We start from the raw sequence: 18946 nt of genomic DNA on the forward strand, positions 1-18946 counted from the left end.
CCCCTGGCCGCCGGGCGTCGATCATGAAGTTGTCGTCCAAACACGCCGAGGCGGTCGACAACAACTTCATGATCGACGAGAGCCGGGGAGTCACTGGGCGGACCGGAGGGTGGCGTGCAGGGCCTGGAGGGGGCGTACCTGCATGTCACCCCGGATCCGGGCCTCGATGCCCATGACGGCGGCGGCGGCGCCGGGCACGGTGGTGATGCAGGGGATGTCGGCGGTCACCGCCGCGCTGCGGATCTCGTAGCCGTCCGAGCGGGCGCTGGCACCGGAACCCTGCGGCGTGTTGACGACCAGGGCGACGTGACCGCCCAGGATCAGCGACACCGCGTCGTCGTCGGAATCAGCCTCGTAGTGCTTCGGGACCTGCTCACAGGCGATGCCGTGCCGGCGCAGCACCTCGGCCGTACCGCTGGTCGCGACGATCTCGAAGCCGAGGTCGGCCAGGCGCTTGATCGGGAAGATCATGCCGCGCTTGTCGCGGTTGGCCACCGAGACGAAGATCCTGCCCTCGGTCGGCAACGACCCGTACGCGGCCGACTGCGACTTGGCGAAGGCGTGGCCGAAGGAGGTGTCGATCCCCATCACCTCGCCGGTCGACTTCATCTCCGGGCCGAGCAGCGAGTCCACGCCCTTGCCGGCGGGCGTGCGGAACCGCTTGAACGGCAGCACCGCCTCCTTCACCGCGATCGGGGCGTCCGGCGGCAGCGAACCACCGTCCCCGGTCGCCGGCAACATGCCCTCGGCGCGCAGCTCGGCCAGGGTCGCGCCGAGCGCGATCCGGGCCGCCGCCTTCGCCAGCGGCACCGCCGTGGCCTTCGAGACGAACGGCACGGTACGCGAGGCGCGCGGGTTGGCCTCCAGCACGTACAGCGCGTCGTCCTTCAGCGCGTACTGCACGTTGAGCAGGCCGCGTACGCCGATGCCCCGCGCGATCGCCTCGGTGTACCGGCGGACCTGGGCCACGTGCGAGCTGGCCAGGGTGATCGGGGGCAGGGCGCAGGAGGAGTCGCCGGAGTGGATGCCCGCCTCCTCGATGTGCTCCATGATCCCGCCGAGGTAGACCTCGCCGTCGGCGTCGCAGAGCGCGTCCACGTCGATCTCGATGGCGTCGTCGAGGAACCGGTCGACCAGCACCGGATGGTTCGGCGAGATGTCCGTGGCCCGGCCGATGTAGTCGCGCAGCGTGGTGTCGTCGTAGACGATCTCCATGCCGCGCCCGCCCAGCACGTACGACGGGCGGACCAGCACCGGGTAGCCGATCTCGTCGGCGATCTCCTTCGCCTCCTCGTACGAGGTGGCGGTCCCGTGCGCTGGCGCGCGCAGACCGGCCCGGGCCAGCAGCGAGCCGAAGGCGCCCCGCTCCTCGGCCAGGTGGATCGACTCCGGGGAGGTACCCACCACCGGCACGCCGGCGTCCTTGAGCCGCTGGGCCAGCCCGAGCGGCGTCTGCCCGCCCAACTGCACGATCACCCCGACCACGCCCGGCCCGCCGGCCGCCCGGCCGGAGGTGTCCTCCGCGTGCCAGACCTCCAGCACGTCCTCGAAGGTCAGCGGCTCGAAGTAGAGCCGGTCGGCGGTGTCGTAGTCGGTGGAGACCGTCTCCGGGTTGCAGTTCACCATGACGGTCTCGAAGGCGCCCCGCAGGGCCATGACCGCGTGCACGCAGGAGTAGTCGAACTCGATGCCCTGCCCGATCCGGTTCGGCCCGGAGCCCAGGATCAGCACCTTCGGCCGCGCCGAGCCGACCACCTCCGTCTCCGCGTCGTACGAGGAGTAGTGGTACGGGGTGGTGGCCTCGAACTCGGCCGCGCAGGTGTCCACGGTCTTGTAGACCGGCCGGATGTCGAGGCGGTGCCGCAGCGTACGCACCCCGTCCTCGGCGGCCAGCTCGGGGCGGAGCGCGGCCAACTGCCCGTCGGACAGGCCGGCGCGCTTCGCCCGGCGCAGCAGCCCGGCGTCCAGCACCGGCGCCGCCACGATCTCGGCCCGCAGCTCGACCAGGGCGGCGATCTGGTCCAGGAACCACGGATCGATACCACCGGAGGCCGCGCTGACCTCGGCGACCGAGGCACCCAGCCGCAGCGCCCGCTCCACCGTGTACAGCCGCCCGTCGTGCGGCATGCCCAGGGCGGCCAGGGTGTTCTCCCGGGTGGCCCCCGCCGGGTCGGGGACCGTCCAGAAGCCTGCCGCCTTGGTTTCCATCGAGCGCATCGCCTTGTTCAGCGCCTCGGTGAAGTTGCGCCCGAGGCTCATCGCCTCGCCGACCGACTTCATCGTGGTGGTCAGCTCCGGGTCCGCGCCGGGGAACTTCTCGAACGCGAACCGGGGAATCTTCACCACCACGTAGTCCAGCGTCGGCTCGAAGGCCGCCGGGGTCTTGCGGGTGATGTCGTTGGGGATCTCGTCCAGGGTGTAGCCGATGGCCAGCTTCGCGGCGATCTTCGCGATCGGGAAGCCGGTCGCCTTCGACGCCAGCGCCGAGGAGCGGGACACCCGGGGGTTCATCTCGATGACGACGATCCGGCCGTCGGCCGGGTTCACCGCGAACTGGATGTTGCAGCCGCCGGTGTCCACCCCGACCTCGCGCAGCACCGCGATACCCAGGTCACGCAGGTGCTGGTACTCCCGGTCGGTCAGCGTCATGGCCGGCGCCACGGTCACGCTGTCGCCGGTGTGCACGCCCATCGGGTCGAGGTTCTCGATCGAGCAGACCACCACCACGTTGTCGTGGCGGTCCCGCATGAGTTCGAGCTCGTACTCCTTCCAGCCGAGCACGCTCTCCTCGATCAGCACCTCGTGCACCGGACTGGCGGCCAGCCCGGAGCCCGCGATGCGCTCCAGGTCGGCGTCGGTGTGCGCCATGCCCGAACCGAGGCCACCCATCGTGAACGACGGCCGGATCACCACGGGCAGGCCCAGCTCGGCCACCGTCTCGCGGACCTCGTCCATCGAATGGCAGACCCGCGAACGCGGCACCAGGCTCGACGGGTCGGCCACGCCGAGGCGTACGCCGGCCTTCGCCACGATCTCCTTGAACAGCTGCCGGTCCTCGCCGCGCCGGATCGCGTCGATGTTCGCACCGATCAGCTCGACGCCGTACTTCTCCAGCACCCCGGCCTCGTGCAACGCGACGGCGGTGTTCAGGGCGGTCTGCCCGCCGAGCGTCGGCAGCACCGCGTCCGGGCGCTCCTTGGCGATGACCAGCTCCACGAACTCCGGGGTGATCGGCTCGACGTAGGTGGCGTCGGCGAACTCCGGGTCGGTCATGATGGTGGCCGGGTTCGAGTTGACCAGGCTGACCCGGATCCCCTCGGCGCGCAGCACCCGGCACGCCTGAGTGCCGGAGTAGTCGAACTCGCAGGCCTGGCCGATCACGATCGGCCCCGACCCGATGACCAGGATGTGCTTGAGATCGGTCCGCTTAGGCATTCGTACGCCCCCCACTGAGGGCCCGGCCCTCGATCAGCTCGGCGAAGCGGTCGAAGAGGTAGTCCGCGTCGTGCGGGCCGGCCGCCGCCTCCGGGTGGTACTGGACGGTGAAGGCGGGCACGTCGCGCGCCCGCAGCCCCTCGACCACGTTGTCGTTGAGGCAGACGTGCGAGACCTGCACGCCCCCGAACTCGGTCTCGATCACCTGGTCGGGCACGACCGCCCCGGCCCGGACACCCGGCACCTCGACGGCGAAGCCGTGGTTGTGGCTGGTCACCTCGACCTTGCCGGTGGCCCGGTCCAGGACCGGCTGGTTGATGCCCCGGTGCCCGTAGCCGAGCTTGTAGGTGCCGAAGCCGAGCGCCCGACCGAGAATCTGGCTGCCGAAGCAGATGCCGAACAGCGGAATCCGCCGGGTCAGCACCTCCCGGGCCAGCGCGACCGGCCCGTCGGCGGTCGCCGGGTCACCGGGGCCGGGTGAGAAGAAGACCGCGTCGGCGCCGGTGGCCAGCAGGTCCTCGATGGTCGAGTCGGCCGGCAGCACGTGGGTGGTGACGCCGCGCGCGGCGAGCCGACGCGGCACGTTGCGCTTGATGCCCAGGTCCAGCGCGGCCACGGTGAACCGGTGCTCGCCCTCGGCGTGCACCACGTACGGCCTCGCGGTGGTCACCTCGGCGGAGAGGTCCGCGCCCACCATCTGCGGCGAGGAGCGGACCCGTTCCAGCAACGCCCGGGGGTCGTCCTCGATGCTGGAGACACCCACCCGCATCGCGCCGCGCTCGCGCAGGTGGCGGGTCAGCGCCCGGGTGTCCACCCCGCTGATGCCGACCACTCCCTCGGCGGCGAGCCGGTCCTCCAGTCCACCGGTGGCCCGCCAGTTGGAGTGGATCCGGGCCGGATCGCGTACCACGTAACCGGCCACCCAGATCCGGTCGGACTCGTCGTCCTCGTTGTTGACGCCGGTGTTGCCGATGTGTGGGGCGGTCTGCACCACCACCTGACGGTGGTACGACGGGTCGGTCAGCGTCTCCTGGTAGCCGGTCATGCCGGTGTTGAAGACCGCCTCGCCGAAGGTCTCCCCCACACTGCCGTACGCCTCGCCGTGGAACGTGCGCCCGTCCTCCAGGACGAGAATCGCTGAACGCCTACGACTCACTTGATCGCCTTTCCGTCGAGGACCGTCGCCTCGCCACGCAGGAAGGTCGCCACGATGCGACCCGGCAGCGTCATTCGGGCGTACGGGGTGTTGCGACTGCGGCTGGCCAGCTCCGCCGGCTCGATCAACCGGCGGGCCGCCGGGTCGACCAGGGTCAGGTTGGCCGGTGCGCCCGGAGCCGGGTCATGGCCGTGCTCGGTCAGCCCGGCGATCCGGGCCGGGGTGCGGGACATCCGCTCGGCGATCAGATCCCACTCGGGGCCCAGCACGTCGAGCGCGATCGACAGCGCCGTCTCCAGCCCGAGCATGCCCGGCCGGGCGTACGCCCACTCGCACTCCTTGTCCTCCACCGCGTGCGGGGCGTGGTCCGTGGCGATGATGTCGATCACCCCGTCGACCAGGGCGGCGCGCAACGCGGCGATGTCGGTGGCGGTACGCAGCGGCGGGTTGACCTTGAAAACCGGGTCGTAGGTCTCCGCACTGGTGTCGGTGAGCAGCAGGTGGTGCGGGGTCACCTCGGCGGTGACGCGTACCCCCCGGGCCTTGGCCTGGCGCAGCACCTCCACGCTGCCGGCGGTGGAGACGTGGCAGACGTGCAGCCGGCTGCCGACGTGCTCGGCCAGCAGCACGTCCCGGGCGATGATCGCCTCCTCGGCCACCGCCGGCCAGCCGGTCAGGCCCAGCCGGGTGGAGACCTCGCCCTCGTGCATCTGCGCGCCCTCGGTGAGCCGGGGCTCCTCGGCGTGCTGGGCGATGATCCCGTCGAAGGCCTTCACGTACTCCAGCGCACGACGCATCAGCCGGGGGTCGGCGACGCAGTGCCCGTCGTCGGAGAAGATCCGCACCCGGGCCGCCGAGTCCGCCATCGCACCCAGCTCGGCCAGGCGCTCACCAGCCAGGCCGACGGTGACCGCGCCGATCGGCTGCACGTCGACCAGTCCGGCCTCCCGGCCGAGCCGCCACACCTGCTCCACCACCCCGGCGGTGTCGGCCACCGGTGAGGTGTTCGCCATCGCGCAGACCGCGGTGTAGCCGCCGAGCGCCGCCGCCCGGGAACCGGTCTCGACGGTCTCGGCGTCCTCCCGGCCGGGTTCGCGCAGATGGGTGTGCAGGTCGACCAGGCCGGGCAGGGCGACCAGCCCGGCGGCCTCGACCACCGTGGCGTCCGGCGCGGACAGCCCCGCGCCGGTCTCGGCGACGACACCGTCGCGGATCAGCAGGTCGGTCGGTGCGGCGCCGAGGACGCTGACGTTCCTGAGCAGGTACGAGTTCACCGGTTGTTCCCCCCGAGCAGCAGGTAGAGGACGGCCATCCGGACGGAGACCCCGTTGGCGACCTGTTCGACGATGGTGGAGCGGGGCGAGTCCGCGACCTCCGGCGTGATCTCCATGCCCCGGTTCATCGGGCCGGGATGCATGACGATCGCGTGCTCCGGCAGCCGACCCATGCGCGGGCCGTCCAGCCCGTAGCGGCGGGCGTACTCGCGGGCGGAGGGGAAGTAGGAGTCGTTCATCCGCTCCCGCTGCACCCGCAGCATCATCACCACGTCCGACGACGGCAGCACCGCGTCGAGGTCGTAGCAGACGTCGGTGCCGGGGGCCAGCGCGGCGGCGATGTCGACCGGGATGAGCGTGGGCGGTCCGACCAGGGTGACCTTGGCGCCGAGGGTGGACAGCAGCAGCACGTTGGAGCGGGCCACCCGGGAGTGCAGCACGTCACCGACCACCGCCACCGACAGACCGGCCAGCCGACCCAGCCGGGACCGCATGGTGTACGCGTCGAGCAGCGCCTGGGTGGGATGTTCGTGGGTGCCGTCGCCGGCGTTGACCACCGAACCGTCGACCCAGTCGGCGAGGCGGTGCGGGGCACCGGAGGCGGGATGGCGGACCACGACCGCGTCGGCCCCCATCGCCTGCAGGGTCAGCGCGGTGTCCTTCAGGCTCTCGCCCTTGGCGACACTGGAGCCCTTGGCCGAGAAATTGATCACGTCGGCGCTGAGCCGCTTGGCCGCCGCCTCGAACGAGATCCGGGTACGGGTCGAATCCTCGTAGAAGAGGTTGACGACGGTCCGGCCCCGCAACGCGGGCAGCTTCTTGACCTCGCGCCCGGCCACCGCGGCCATCTCGGCGGCGGTGTCCAGGATCTCGGTGGCGGTGTCGGCGTCGAGGTCGGCGCCCGAGAGCAGATGCCTGATCATGCGGGGGCCTCCTCGCCGTAGAGCCGGACCTCGTCCGCGCCGTCGGTCTCGGCCAGCGTCACCTTCACGCTCTCGGCCAGCGCGGTCGGGATGTTCTTGCCGACGTAGTCGGCGCGGATCGGCAGTTGCCGGTGCCCGCGGTCGACCAGCACGGCGAGCTGCACCGAGGCCGGCCGCCCCAGGTCGCCGAGCGCGTCCAGGGCGGCCCGGACGGTCCGGCCGGAGAAGAGGACGTCGTCGACGAGGATCACCCGCCGGCCGTCGATGCCGCCGGTCGGCACCTGGGTCGGGCCGACCGCCCGGGTGGCGTGTCGGCGCAGGTCGTCGCGGTAGAGAGTGATGTCGAGCACGCCGACCGGTACGGAGATGCCCTCGAAGGCGCTGATCCGGGCGGCGAGGCGGCGAGCGAGAGGGGCGCCCCGGGTGGGGATACCGAGCAGCACGGTGTCGGCCGCGCCCTGGGTCTTCTCGAGGATCTGGTGAGCGATGCGATCGACGACGCGTTGCACGTCGGCGCTGCTCAGGATCACCTTCACCGAGGGTTGTCGCGGTGGCGACGACTGGGCAGCCGATGGGTAGGCCACGGCGGACCTCCTTCCCCGCCTCACGGGACGGGTCGTTAAAGGACGTCGGATCCTCCCGGCCGGCCGCGTACGACCGGCGGAGGGGCTTCGGCAACGTTACCAGTGGTCGCCGCCGCGTCGACGCGCGGGCACCAGGGACGACGGCCCCACGGGGCGATGTTCGCTGACCGACCGGTCAGCCAGGCGAAACGGGACAACTCACCCGGCGTGCTCAACGGGAAGGTCACGACCACTTGACCACGTGTACGAATCCCCGTACCGTCACGCTCCGTAGCGATCGCTGGGAGAACCCCGAGCAGCACTGGGAGTGTCCGAATGCCCTCTGAATACGCCAAGTCTCTGGGCGCCCGCCTGCGCTCCATCCGCCAGCAGCAGGGCCTGTCCCTGCAGGGGGTGGAGGAGAAGTCGAACGGGCGTTGGAAGGCGGTGGTGGTCGGCTCGTACGAGCGCGGCGACCGGGCCGTCACGGTGTCCCGTCTGGCCGAGCTGGCCGAGTTCTACCGCGTGCCGGTCTCGGAGTTGCTGCCCGACGGCAGCGGGGTGCGGCACGAGCCCACCAGCAAGATCGTTCTGGACCTGGAGCGCCTCTACGACGAGGCCAGCGAGGACCTCGCCTACGTCGCCCGCTACGCGCGCGCCATCCAGCAGCAGCGTGGCGACTACAACGGCCGGGTGCTGTCGATCCGCGCCGACGACCTGCGCGCCCTCGCCATCGTCTACGACGCCTCGCCGTCCGGCCTGATCGAGCGGCTGACCGAGCACGGCGTGCTGGTCGCCGACCCGCGGGCGTTCTTCGCCTCCTGAGCAACTAGGCAGCGAAAGGCCCGTGCCGGGGATGGCACGGGCCTTTTCGTCGCCGCTGCGGCAACCCCGGTGGCGTACGCCTGCCGTCAGCGGGTGGCGTACTCGGCGATCCGGCCGAGCAGTCCGTTGAGAAAGCGGGGCGAGTCGTCGGTCGACATCTGCCGGGCCAGCTCCACGGCCTCGCTGATCGCCACCGCGTCGTCGATCTCGTCGAGATACAGCAGCTCGTAGACCGCGATGCGGGCCAGGTTGCGGTCGACCACCGGCATCCGGTCCAGCGTCCAACCCTCGGCGTAGCTGGAGATCAGCTCGTCGATCCGGTCCAGGTGCCCGGCCACCCCCTCGACCAGGCCGACGGCGTACCCCAGGTGGTCGGGGCGCGGCTTCTCGATCCGCTCGACGTACCCCGCCAGCACCTCGGCCGGCGGACGATCACGCAGGTCGGCCTCGAAGAGCACGTCCAACGCCCGCTTGCGCGCCTTGCGGCGCGCCGGCATCTGCTGCTTCGGACCCTCGGCCATCAGGCGCGGCCGAGGTAACGGCCGTCGCGGGTGTCGACCTTGATCTTCTCGCCGGTGGTGATGAAGAGCGGCACCTGAACGGTCGCGCCGGTCTCGACCGTCGCCGGCTTGTTGCCACCCGTCGAGCGGTCACCCTGCAGACCCGGCTCGGTGTACGTGACCTCCAGCACGACGGAGGTCGGCAGCTCGACGTAGAGCGGCACGCCCTCGTGGGTGGCCACGATCGCCTCGGCCTCGGGCAGCAGGTAGTTGGCGGCCTCGCCGACCGTCCCGCCCAGCACCGTGATCTGGTCGAACGTCTCCATGTCCATGAAGACGTAGTCCTCGCCGTCGGCGTACAGATACTGCATCGTGCGCTTGTCGACGGTCGCGGTCTCAACCTTGGTGCCCGCGTTGAAGGTCTTGTCGACCACCTTGCCGGAGAGCACGTTCTTCAGCGTGGTACGCACGAACGCACCACCCTTACCGGGCTTGACGTGCTGGAACTCGACGACGGACCAGAGCTCCCCGTCAAGGTTGAGTACCAGGCCGTTCTTCAGGTCGTTGGTGGTGGCCATTTCCTGCCTTGATCATCATTTGGCGGACAGACCTGGCAAGTCTACTAGCCGCCCGGCAACCCACCGACCGCCGCCGCCCACGCCCGCCGCCCACGCCCGCCGCCCACGCCCGCCCAGCCGCCCCGGCGCGGCTCGGCTGGGCCTGCATCCGGCCATGTGCAGGTGCGACCCGGCCACAGCGCGATTCCGCCCGACCCGGAACGACACGGCGCGACCGCCCCGGACCCCGGCACTTTCTGTCATGCCTCGCCCCGGCCCTCTTGCCCCGAGTGGCCCCTTTGCTCTGCTTCAACCCACGCAACAGTCACTTTCCGTGGCGAAAACGCCGCGGACCACTTCCGCACGAGGTGGGAAAGATGCTGGTCAGCGACCTGTGCGTCACTTGAAGCAGAGCAAAGGGCCGACAAGGAAGTTGGGCGGGGGCGCCGGCCAGGCACGGAGAGTAGAAATCACGGTACGTAGTTGTGGCGGCGAGCGGGGCGCTGCCGGGGCGTCAGGTGGTCTGGTTGACGCGGCTGGCCAGGTGGTGCAGGGCCAGGCGGTAGCCGTCGACACCGAGCCCGCAGATCACGCCGGTCGCCACCGCCGAGACGACCGAGTGGTGCCGGAACTCCTCCCGGGCGTGGATGTTGGAGATGTGCACCTCCACCAGCGGCCCGCGCAGCATGGCGCACGCGTCCCGGACCGCGACGGAGTAGTGCGACCAGGCCGCCGGATTGAGGACCACGGCGGCACCCTCGTCCGCGGCGGCGTGCAGCCAGCCGAGCAGCTCATGCTCGGCGTCGGTCTGTCGCACGACGACGTCCAGGCCGAGGTCCCGCCCGGTCGTCTCGCAGAGCTTCACCAGGTCGGCGTAGGTGGTCACCCCGTAGACGTCGACCTGCCGGGTGCCCAGCCGGCCCAGGTTCGGCCCATTCAGTACGTACACCCGGGCGCTCACTGAACCGTCCCCGTCCGTGACTGCGGGGCCCGCAAGCCCGGCTCGCTGCTCGCACTCACCGTGACACCGCGCCGTAGGCGGCGTGCAGCAGGTCGTCGCCCGGACCGTCCAGGATCGCCGGTCGGGCCAGCCCGTCGAGCACCACGAAGCGCAGCCGGCTGCCCCGGGCCTTCTTGTCGACCCGCATGGTGGCCAGCAGCTGCGGCCACGCGGCGGCCGCGTAATCCGTGGGCAGGTCGAGCGCCGTCAACACCGCACGGTGCCGCCCGGCGGTGGCCGCGTCCAGCCGGCCGGCGAGGCGGGCCAGCTCCGCGGCGTACACCAGGCCGACCGACACCGCGTGACCGTGCCGCCAGCGGTACCCCTCGACCTTCTCGATCGCGTGGGCCAGGGTGTGCCCGTAGTTGAGCACCTCGCGGACGCCCGACTCGCGCAGGTCCCCGGCCACCACGTCCGCCTTGACCCGGATCGCCCGTTCGATCAGCTCCCGGGCGACCGGCCCGGCCGGATCGGTCGCGGCGGCCGGATCGTCCTCGACCAGGTCGAGGATGACCGGATCGGCGATGAACCCGCACTTGACCACCTCGGCCAGCCCGGCGGCCAGGTCGGCCGAGGGAAGGCTGTCCAGCGTGGCCAGGTCGGCCAGCACCCCGACCGGCGGGTGGAAGGCACCGACGAGATTCTTGCCGGCGGCGGTGTTGATCCCGGTCTTGCCACCCACCGCCGCGTCGACCATGCCCAGCAACGAGGTGGCCACCGGCACCCAGCGCACCCCGCGCAGCCAGCAGGCCGCCACGAATCCGGCCAGGTCGGTGACCGCGCCACCGCCGAGCCCGACCACCGCGTCGGTACGGGTGAACCCCGCCTCGCCGAGCCGGTCCCAGCACTGCGCCGCCACGTCGACATGTTTGCCGGCCTCGGCGTCGGGCACCTCGATCGGCAGCGGCGTCACGCCGGCCGCCGTCAGCCCGGCGCCGACCGCGTCGGCCAACTCCTTGAGCGGCGGCGCGTGCAGCACCGCCACCCGATCGGCGTCGGGCAGCAGACCGGGCAGCGCGTCGAGCAGGTCGCGCCCGACCAGCACGTCGTACGGCCGCTCGCCGCCCACCGGGATCCGGGTCACCTCGTCCATCGCCGGGAGCCTAGCCCACCGACCGACGTGGCGACCGTCGCCGCCCACCGCGTGCCCGAGGGTTGGAACGAGGTTTAGCGCTGGGCTTACCGGGCACGGCAGGCGGAAAACTGCTCGGGCGAGGAGACCTGCATGAACGGGCGGACGATCGACGGTGCCGACATCAGGTTGCCGGCCACCATCCTCGGCGTCGGTCTGGGCGGCTTCGTCGACGGCATCATGCTGCACCAGGTCCTCCAGTGGCACCACCTGCTCAGCAACACCGGCGACGACAACATCGGGATCCGCGAGTACCCGGTCGACACCGTCGCGGGTCTCCAGATGAACACCCTGTGGGACGGCCTCTTCCACGTCGTCACCTGGGTGGCGGTGCTGACCGGGCTGGCGATGCTCTACGCCCGGGTGACCCGGTCCCGGGGCCGGCTGTGGCGCTCGCCGATGCTGTGGGGTTGGGCCCTCATCGGCTGGGGCCTGTTCAACCTCGTCGAAGGCATCATCGACCATCACATCCTGGCCATCCACCACGTGCGCAGCGGTCCGCACCAGCTCTGGTGGGATCTCGGCTTCCTCGCCCTGGGCGTCGTGCTGATCGTCGTCGGGTGGCTCGTGCAGCGCCGCGCCGCCGCCGTGGACGTCTGCGTCGACCGGCCGGAGCCGGATCGGAATCGCCGCCGGTGAGCCCGGCACTGCTCTCCACGCACGCCGCCGGGCACGCCGCGACCGTCAGCACGGCACTGCTCGTACCCCTGCTGGCCGGCTGGCTCTACCTGGCCGCCGCGCTGCGGCAACGCGCACCGGACCGGGCCGGCTGGAGTCACTGGCGCACCGCCGCCTTCGCCGTCGGATGCGCCCTGCTCGCCGTCGCCCTGTTGGTGCCGGCCGACGGGTTCGCCGCGCACATGTGGCAGCACCTCCTGCTCGGCATGTTGGCCCCACTCGGGCTGGTGCTCGGCGCGCCGGGCCTGCTCGCCCTGCGCTGCCTCGACCGGCGGACCGGGCGCGCGGCACTGCGGGTGTCGGGGCACCCGGCGCTGCGGCCACTGATCCACCCGGTCACCGGGTTGCTGCTCACCGCCGGCGGGCTGTGGCTGCTCTACCTCACCCCGCTGTACCGGGCCACCCTCGCCAGTCCGGCGCTGCACGACCTGGTCAACCTGCACTTCCTGCTCAGCGGGCTGCTGTTCACCTGGTCGATCGCCGGTCCGGAACCCTACCGACATCGGGCCCGGGTACCGGTCCGGCTGGTGGTGCTCGGTGCGGCGGTGATCGCCCACGCCAGCCTCGCCCAACTGCTGTACACGGGCCTGCTGGTCGACGTTCCGGCGACTCCGGAGCAGCTGCGCGCCGGCGCGACGGTGATGTACTACGGCGGCGATCTCGCCGAGATCCTGCTCGCCCTCGCCCTGCTGATCACCTGGCGCCCGGCACCGCCACAACGGCGCGTGCCAGCGTCAGATGTTAAGAAGGGCCCCCTGCTCTACCGCAGGCGTTAATAAGGTGCCCTTCCTTACTGCTTCAGCAGGGCGACGATCTCGGCCACGATCTCCTCGGGCGTACGGCCGTCGGTGGCGACCGTGGCGGTGGCGACCTCGGCGTACAGCGGTCGGCGCTGGTCCATCAGGTGCTTGAGGGTGGCCCGGGGGTTGATCGCCAGCAGCGGCCGCCCGACGCCGAGACCGACCCGCTTCACGGCGTCGGCAAGCCCGACGTCGAGATGGACCACCCGGTGACCGACCAGTTCGGCTCGGTTCTCCTCGGCCAGCACCGCACCGCCGCCGAGGGCGAGCACCCCGGAGCAGGAGGCCAGCGCCGCGGCCAGCGCCGCCCGTTCGAGGGTACGGAAGTGGGCCTCCCCCTCGTCGACGAAGATCTCCGGAATGGGCTTGCCGGCGAGGCGCTCGATGTCGGCGTCGGTGTCCCGGAACTCGACGCCCAGCGCTTCCGCCAGGCCCTGCCCGACGGTGGTCTTGCCCGAACCGGGCGCGCCGACCAGCACGCAGACCGGCCGGGTGGCACCGGTCACCGGATCACCAGCGCGTCGAGGTAGCCGGCCAGGTTACGGCGCATCTCGACGACCGAGTCACCGCCGAACTTCTCCACCGCCGCCTCGGCCAGCACCAGCGCCACCATCGCCTCGGCGACCACCGCCGCGGCCGGCACCGCGCAGACGTCGGAGCGCTGGTTGATGGCGGTGGCCGGCTCTCCCGTGGCGACGTCCACCGTGGCCAGGGCGCGGTTCAGCGACGAGATCGGCTTCATGGCCGCCTTCACCCGCAGCGGCTCCCCGGTGGTGATGCCGCCCTCCAGGCCACCGGCCCGGTCGGTGACCCGGCGTACGCCGGTCGCGGTGGGCATGATCTCGTCGTGCGCCTCGGAGCCCCGGGACCGGGCCTGCTGCCAGCCGTCGCCGATCTCCACGCCCTTGATCGCCTGGATCGACATCAGCGCGGTGGCCAGCCGGGCGTCGAGCTTGCGGTCCCACTGCACGTGGCTGCCGAGGCCGGGCGGCACGCCGTACGCCAGCACCTCGACCACGCCGCCGAGGGTGTCGGCGGCCTTCTTCGCGGCGTCGACCTCGGCGACCATCCGGGCGCTGGCCTCAGGGTCGAGGCAGCGCAACGGGTCGGCGTCGATGCGTTCGGCGTCCTCCGGGCGCGGGCGCAGCCCCGGCTTCGCGGCGACCGGGCCCAGCTCGACCACGTGCGAGACGATCTCCACGCCGAGGGCCTGCCGCAGCAGCGCCTTGGCCACCGTGCCGACGGCCACCCGGGCGGCGGTCTCCCGCGCGCTGGCCCGCTCCAGGATCGGCCGGGCGTCGGTGTGGCCGTACTTCTGCATGCCGGCCAGGTCGGCGTGCCCGGGCCGGGGTCGGGTCAGCGGCGCGTTGCGGGCCTGCCGGGCCAGCTCGTCGGGGTCGACCGGGTCGGCGGCCATCACGGTGCGCCACTTGGGCCACTCGGAGTTGCCGACCCGCAGGGCGACCGGGCTGCCCAGCGTCACGCCGTGCCGCAGCCCGCCGATGACCTCGATCTCGTCCTGTTCGAAGGACATCCGGGCGCCCCGGCCGTAGCCGAGCCGGCGGCGGGCCAGCTCCCCGGCGATATCGGTGGAGGTCACCTCGACACCGGCCGGCACCCCCTCCAGCATCGCGACGAGGGCGGGCCCGTGTGATTCCCCTGCGGTCAACCAGCGCAACACAGCCATGAGTCTGTCACGCCCGGTGCCCGCCGCCCCGCACCGCCCGCCCCGTCCCGCCCTACGGACGCCCGCCCACGCCGGCGGGCTCGACGGTCAGATGCCCCGGCCGCGCTTGTGCAGGGTGCGCAGCACCGTGTCGGCGCGGACCACCCGCCCGGCAACCGCCAGGGCCAGGTACGCCCGGGGCTCGCGTGGGTTGCGGCGGATGGTCCGCCGGGCCCAGCGCATCGCGCCCCGGGGGTCGCCCGAGGCCGCGTGGGCGAAGGCGATCTGCCCGGTGACCCGCGCCTGTCCCGCCGGCTGGCTGGCGAACTCGGGGTAGCGGTCCAGCAGCCACTGCAACGCCTCGGAGATGGTGTCCCACCGCTGGGCGAAGTACGACCGCTTGTGCCAGCGCACCGTCACGTACGGGGTACGCAGGTTGACCAGCGGGGCGCTGCGGGCGGCCCGGAGCAGGAACTCGTAGTCCTCGGCGTAGCTGCCCGGGATCTCCTCGTCGACGAGCCCGAACCCGTCGCGCAGTGCCGCCGCCCGGATCACGAACGTCGACGGGTGCAGTTCGGTCATCCGGTCGCGCAGTAGCTCGTCCAGGCTGATCGAGGCGCGGTCCAGCACCCGCTCGACGGTGTGCCCGTCGTAGCTGACCCGGATGCCGCAGCTGACGAACTCGGCGCCGGGCACCTCGGCCAGCGCCTCGGCCTGGGCACGTAGCTTGCCGGGCAGCCACTCGTCGTCGTCGTCGCAGAAGGCGACCAGCTCGCCGGTGGCCGCCAGGGTGCCCGTGTTTCGGGCACCGGCCAGGCCCGGGGTGCGGGTGTTGGTGACCACCCGCACCGGCCGGTCCGGGGCGGACAGCTCCGCCAGCGTCGGGTCCGGCTCGGACTGGTCGTACACCACGACCACCTCGACCGGGGCGGGGTAGTCCTGGGCGACGATGGCCCGTACCGCGGCCCGCAGCAGCTCCGGCCGGTTACGGGTGGGCACGACGGCGCTCACGCTCGGGTACGGGGTCACCGGTTCCGCCTTCCGTTCGGGCCGGGTCGGTGCCACGGCCGCCACCAGGGTCGGTGGTGCCGTTGCGCGGCGGCCGCCACCAGGTCTTCGACGATCACTCCCACCCGCCGCACCGCGGCCCGCCGTCCGTCGGCCGCGCCGGCGTCCACCGCGACGGTGAACCGGGACCGGTCGGCGAGGCCGGTGGCGAGCGTGTCCAGCAGCTCCTGCCGGGACTCGCAGAGCGCCACCAGGCCGGCCGCGCCGAGCCGGCGGGCGAACAGCAGCTGGTGGTCGTCGACATGCTCGCCGCGCGTCGGGTCACGGGGCACCACGATCGGCAGGTGTCCGTGCCGGCGGGCCTCCAGGATGGTGGCCGGTCCGCCGTGGCAGACGACCAGGTCGGCCTGGGCCATGGCGGTCTGCAGCTCGGCGTGGCCGAGGAACGGCACGGCGTCGGGCAGGCCGGAGACCCGGGTGTGTCCGTGCTGCACGGTCAGCCGGATCTCACCGGCGAGCTCGTCGTGCCACCGGCTCAGCCAGTCGACCAACCGGTCGAACGGGTGCTTGTCGGTGCCGACGGCCACCAGCACCTGTGGCCGGCCGTCGGGGCGCGGCTCGCGGGGCTCCGGCACCCGTACCGTCGGCGCGTCGGGGGCCGGGCGGGGCCGCACCGGCGCGACGCGGTGCCCGTCGCCGGGCGCGTCGCCGCTCACAGCAGCGTCCCCACGACGGTGGCCTCCGGGTACTGGCGACGCTGCTCCTCCCACTGGACGAGCATCGCGGACAGGAACGGGCGGCACAGCCGGGCGGTCAACGTCGGTGTGTCGATCCGGTCGTAGACCTCGATGTAGACGGTCGGGATCCGGCGCAGTCGGGCCAGCACCACGAACGGCACCGCCACCCCCGCGCCGGTGGTGACCACCGCGGCGACCCGCCGTCGGCGCAACACCCGGGCGGCCAGCCACGCGTTTCGCAGCAGGTTGCCCAGATGGCGGGTGGTCGGATGGTACGCCGGAACGACGTCCTCCCCGTCGAGCAGGGACAGCGCCTCCGGCGTGTCGAAGGTGACCCAGCACCGTCGCCACGTCTCGTACCAGGGCCGCAGGGCGAGCAGCTGGGCCAGGTGCCCTCCGCTCGATCCGACCAGCAGCAACTCGGGCTGCCGGTCGGGTTCCTCGATGGTGTTGTCCACGTGACTCCCCACAAGTCCGCCTGACATCTCGGTCAGTTGTGTCGTTTCCGGATGGTGTCCAGCAGGGCGGGATGCAGCGCGCGGTTCCAGCCGGCACCGGCGTCCGCCAGCCGCCAGGTCCGCAGCCACATCTCCACCAGATAGGCGTCGGCGACCAGCCGCTGCCGTGCCCGGTCGAGCCCGAGCGCGTGGCCGTACCGGGCCAGCCACGCGTCGACCTGCCGGGCCGCCTCGGCGGCCGGCTCACCCCGTGCCACGAGCGCGCGCTGGAACGCGTCATGGGCCAGGTCGAATCCGACGGGTACCTCCGACCCGCTGTGCTCCCAGTCCCAGGCGACGAGGTCCGCGCCGTGCCGACCGAGGTTCCACGGCACCCAGTCGCCGTGCCAGTGGCCGAACTCGACGGCGACGTCGGCGTGCCGGCGGGCCAGGTCGGCCACGGCCGCCGACGCCCGGTCGTCGACGGTGTCGGCGGCGCGCCGCGCCTCGGTGCTCAGCCGGGTCAGGAACGGCGAGCCGGCCAGTGGCCGCGGCTCACCGGGCGGGCGTCCGCGGCGGGCCACCGCGAGCAGCGCCGCGAGGTCGGGTGGCGCGTCGACGGGCACGCCCCGGATCCGCTCCGGCAACGGCTCGACCACGGCCACCGCCTGGCCGGCCCACCCGAACTCGGTGAGCAGGCGCGAGGTGCCGGGGTGTCCGGCGCTTCCGGCCAGCCCGGCCACCTCCCGCAGCGCCGCCGCCTCGGCGGTGACCAGCGCCCGCGTCGCGTCGTTCCAGCCGATCTTCGCGTACCCGCGCGGGGTGCCCCGGTCGTCGAAGAGTTGCAGCGTCGGCTTGTGGTTCGGGTCCGGTGGGCGTACCCCGCAGGCGGCGTGCACCGGTACGCCGAGTTCGGCGCCGACCCGCTCGGCGAGCAGCACCTCCGCCGGATCGAGCCCGGCGGGCAGCGCCACGGTCAGCACCGGAAAGGGTGCCCGGTCCACCGCGCCGGCCCGAGCGGCCACCCCGAGCACCGCCCGTACCGCCCGCACCTTCGTCGGTCGCAGCGCGTTGTACGCCAGCAGCGCCGCCGCCGCGACCCGGGGCGAACCGAGGGGCAGCAGGAACCGCGCCCGGGCCACCGACGGCACCACCGCGTAGCGTGCCGCGACGGTGTGCCCGGCCGGCGGACCGGCGTCGACGGTCACCGCGACCCGCGAGTCGGAGAAGACCGCCCGGGTGACCCAGCCCAGCCCGTCGTCACGGCACCGGGGATCACCCGCGGTCGTGGCCGACGCGGTCACGCGACCTGGTCCGGCCAGTCGAGCCGCAGCCCCAGCCGCTGCCGCAACGCCTCGTTGTGCGGGCGGTAGTAGGCGGTCAGTTCGGCGCGCAGCGCCGGCTCCAGTGGCGCGGACCGCCGGTCGTTGTAGACCTTGAAGTCGGGCAGGTCGAACGGGGGCAGGCCGAGAAACTCCAGGGTGCGTCGGTAGGTCGCCCGCGCGTCGCGGTACAGCTCCTCGCTGGGCAGGAAGAGGAGCTGCGACCGGTCGAAGCGCTCCAGCCACGGCTCCAGGTGCTCCAGGTAGCGGCCCCGGGCCCGGTAGGTGTACCAGTCGTAGGGTTCGCTGAAGTAGTTCGGCTCGGCGATCAGCCGGTCCCGTTCCCCCGCCGTACGCTCCGCCTCGGCGGCCAGCGCGGCGGCGAAGTCCAGCGGCTCGACGCCGTTGGTCCGCCGTTCCTTCCAGTGCGAGTAGGCCCGCTCCACCGGATCGCGCAGCAGCACGATCAGCCGCACCGAGGGCATCAGCGCGCGGACCCGCTCGGCGGCGAGCGGGTGGAACATGTACAGCGGCGCGGCCTCACCGACGCGGACCGGGCCACCGTGGCGGTTCTCCAGCACCTCCCGCTGCCGCACGGTCGGGAAGTGCGAGCGGTACCAGGCCTCGCCACGACTCCAGTGCTCCTCGAAGTAGTGCGAGGACTTCGTGTTCCAGGCCGGGAAGAGCCGGGGCACCAGCGGATGCTGGATCAGGTAGTTCCACAGCGAGGTGGTGCCGCCGCGCTTGGTGCCGATGATGAGGAAGTCCGGCAACGGCCGGCGGTCGCTGGTGCGTACCCCGTAGTCGACGAGGCTCTCCCGTACCCGGTTCGTCACCTGGGTCGGCACCAGCTGCTTCACCCGGTCGCGAATGGACGACACGACTTCTCACCTGCCCTTCGACGTCCGTGGCGGGTCGCCGGCCGGCGACCCG

General features: G+C 72.4%; 19 protein-coding genes. 3 read left to right on the forward strand and 16 right to left on the reverse strand.

The window, feature by feature from the left end:
- Nucleotides 1-90: 90 nt before the first annotated feature.
- From carB to pyrR, 5 genes are read right to left on the reverse strand one after another with little or no spacing between them, the layout of a single operon-like run.
- Nucleotides 91-3435 carry a carbamoyl-phosphate synthase large subunit gene (gene carB, locus SM447_RS07335; protein WP_474571978.1) on the reverse strand — a complete coding sequence of 1115 codons (3345 nt, stop codon included), beginning with the start codon at nucleotides 3433-3435 and terminating at the stop codon, nucleotides 91-93.
- Entirely contained in the window at nucleotides 3428-4591 is a 1164-nt protein-coding gene (gene carA, locus SM447_RS07340) for a glutamine-hydrolyzing carbamoyl-phosphate synthase small subunit (protein WP_474571979.1), read from the reverse strand. Before carA ends, carB begins: the two co-directional genes overlap by 8 nt.
- The gene (locus SM447_RS07345; RefSeq protein ID WP_474571980.1) at nucleotides 4588-5865 is read right to left on the reverse strand and encodes a dihydroorotase; all 1278 of its coding nucleotides are present in this window, start codon (nucleotides 5863-5865) and stop codon (nucleotides 4588-4590) included. Before SM447_RS07345 ends, carA begins: the two co-directional genes overlap by 4 nt.
- Nucleotides 5862-6788 carry an aspartate carbamoyltransferase catalytic subunit gene (locus SM447_RS07350; protein WP_474571981.1) on the reverse strand — a complete coding sequence of 309 codons (927 nt, stop codon included), beginning with the start codon at nucleotides 6786-6788 and terminating at the stop codon, nucleotides 5862-5864. The genes SM447_RS07345 and SM447_RS07350 overlap by 4 nt, the downstream gene beginning before the upstream one ends.
- Nucleotides 6785-7372, reverse strand: coding sequence for a bifunctional pyr operon transcriptional regulator/uracil phosphoribosyltransferase PyrR (pyrR, locus tag SM447_RS07355; RefSeq protein ID WP_474571982.1), 588 nt, complete (start codon nucleotides 7370-7372; stop codon nucleotides 6785-6787). Before pyrR ends, SM447_RS07350 begins: the two co-directional genes overlap by 4 nt.
- Nucleotides 7373-7687: 315 nt before the next feature.
- Between pyrR and bldD the strand changes: the two genes are divergently transcribed.
- Nucleotides 7688-8176 (forward strand): transcriptional regulator BldD, encoded by a 489-nt coding sequence (bldD, locus tag SM447_RS07360; protein WP_007458348.1) that lies wholly within the window; start codon nucleotides 7688-7690, stop codon nucleotides 8174-8176.
- Nucleotides 8177-8262: 86 nt separating this feature from the next.
- Here the strand turns inward: bldD and nusB are convergent, their stop codons facing one another.
- From nusB to aroB, 4 genes are all read right to left on the reverse strand, one after another.
- On the reverse strand, nucleotides 8263-8673 hold the full coding sequence (gene nusB / locus SM447_RS07365) for a transcription antitermination factor NusB (protein WP_199172361.1): 411 nt from the start codon (nucleotides 8671-8673) through the stop codon (nucleotides 8263-8265).
- A 23-nt stretch (nucleotides 8674-8696) separates the two neighbouring features.
- A complete protein-coding gene (gene efp, locus SM447_RS07370) occupies nucleotides 8697-9254 on the reverse strand; it encodes an elongation factor P (RefSeq protein ID WP_474571983.1) in 558 nt (185 codons plus the stop codon).
- Nucleotides 9255-9747: 493 nt separating this feature from the next.
- Nucleotides 9748-10194, reverse strand: coding sequence for a type II 3-dehydroquinate dehydratase (gene aroQ / locus SM447_RS07375; RefSeq protein WP_474571984.1), 447 nt, complete (start codon nucleotides 10192-10194; stop codon nucleotides 9748-9750).
- Between the two features lie 55 nt (nucleotides 10195-10249).
- On the reverse strand, nucleotides 10250-11326 hold the full coding sequence (aroB, locus tag SM447_RS07380; protein WP_474571985.1) for a 3-dehydroquinate synthase: 1077 nt from the start codon (nucleotides 11324-11326) through the stop codon (nucleotides 10250-10252).
- Nucleotides 11327-11458: 132 nt separating this feature from the next.
- On the opposite strand from aroB, the gene SM447_RS07385 reads away from it, so the two are divergent.
- Both SM447_RS07385 and SM447_RS07390 read left to right on the forward strand, forming a co-directional pair.
- On the forward strand, nucleotides 11459-12004 hold the full coding sequence (locus SM447_RS07385) for a DUF2243 domain-containing protein (RefSeq protein ID WP_474571986.1): 546 nt from the start codon (nucleotides 11459-11461) through the stop codon (nucleotides 12002-12004).
- Complete coding sequence (locus SM447_RS07390) at nucleotides 12001-12819, forward strand: cytochrome c oxidase assembly protein (RefSeq protein WP_474571987.1); 819 nt, start codon at nucleotides 12001-12003, stop codon at nucleotides 12817-12819. Before SM447_RS07385 ends, SM447_RS07390 begins: the two co-directional genes overlap by 4 nt.
- Before the next feature lie 14 nt (nucleotides 12820-12833).
- On the opposite strand, the gene SM447_RS07395 is transcribed toward SM447_RS07390, so the two are convergent.
- The 7 genes from SM447_RS07395 to SM447_RS07425 form a co-directional block, all read right to left on the reverse strand.
- The gene (locus SM447_RS07395; protein WP_474571988.1) at nucleotides 12834-13349 is read right to left on the reverse strand and encodes a shikimate kinase; all 516 of its coding nucleotides are present in this window, start codon (nucleotides 13347-13349) and stop codon (nucleotides 12834-12836) included.
- Nucleotides 13346-14524: a chorismate synthase gene (gene aroC, locus SM447_RS07400; RefSeq protein ID WP_474571989.1), complete on the reverse strand. Its 1179-nt coding sequence runs from the start codon at nucleotides 14522-14524 to the stop codon at nucleotides 13346-13348. Before aroC ends, SM447_RS07395 begins: the two co-directional genes overlap by 4 nt.
- Nucleotides 14525-14617: 93 nt before the next feature.
- Nucleotides 14618-15538 carry a glycosyltransferase family 2 protein gene (locus SM447_RS07405; RefSeq protein WP_474571990.1) on the reverse strand — a complete coding sequence of 307 codons (921 nt, stop codon included), beginning with the start codon at nucleotides 15536-15538 and terminating at the stop codon, nucleotides 14618-14620.
- The gene (locus SM447_RS07410) at nucleotides 15535-16152 is read right to left on the reverse strand and encodes a glycosyltransferase (RefSeq protein WP_474572357.1); all 618 of its coding nucleotides are present in this window, start codon (nucleotides 16150-16152) and stop codon (nucleotides 15535-15537) included. Before SM447_RS07410 ends, SM447_RS07405 begins: the two co-directional genes overlap by 4 nt.
- 77 nt (nucleotides 16153-16229) lie before the next feature.
- Nucleotides 16230-16712 carry a UDP-N-acetylglucosamine--LPS N-acetylglucosamine transferase gene (locus tag SM447_RS07415; protein WP_474571991.1) on the reverse strand — a complete coding sequence of 161 codons (483 nt, stop codon included), beginning with the start codon at nucleotides 16710-16712 and terminating at the stop codon, nucleotides 16230-16232.
- A 32-nt stretch (nucleotides 16713-16744) separates the two neighbouring features.
- Complete coding sequence (locus SM447_RS07420) at nucleotides 16745-17995, reverse strand: hypothetical protein (RefSeq protein ID WP_474571992.1); 1251 nt, start codon at nucleotides 17993-17995, stop codon at nucleotides 16745-16747.
- Nucleotides 17992-18894: a sulfotransferase domain-containing protein gene (locus SM447_RS07425; protein ID WP_474571993.1), complete on the reverse strand. Its 903-nt coding sequence runs from the start codon at nucleotides 18892-18894 to the stop codon at nucleotides 17992-17994. Before SM447_RS07425 ends, SM447_RS07420 begins: the two co-directional genes overlap by 4 nt.
- Between the last annotated feature and the right edge of the window lie 52 nt (nucleotides 18895-18946).

It is taken from the genome of Micromonospora aridisoli, from assembly GCF_056150025.1.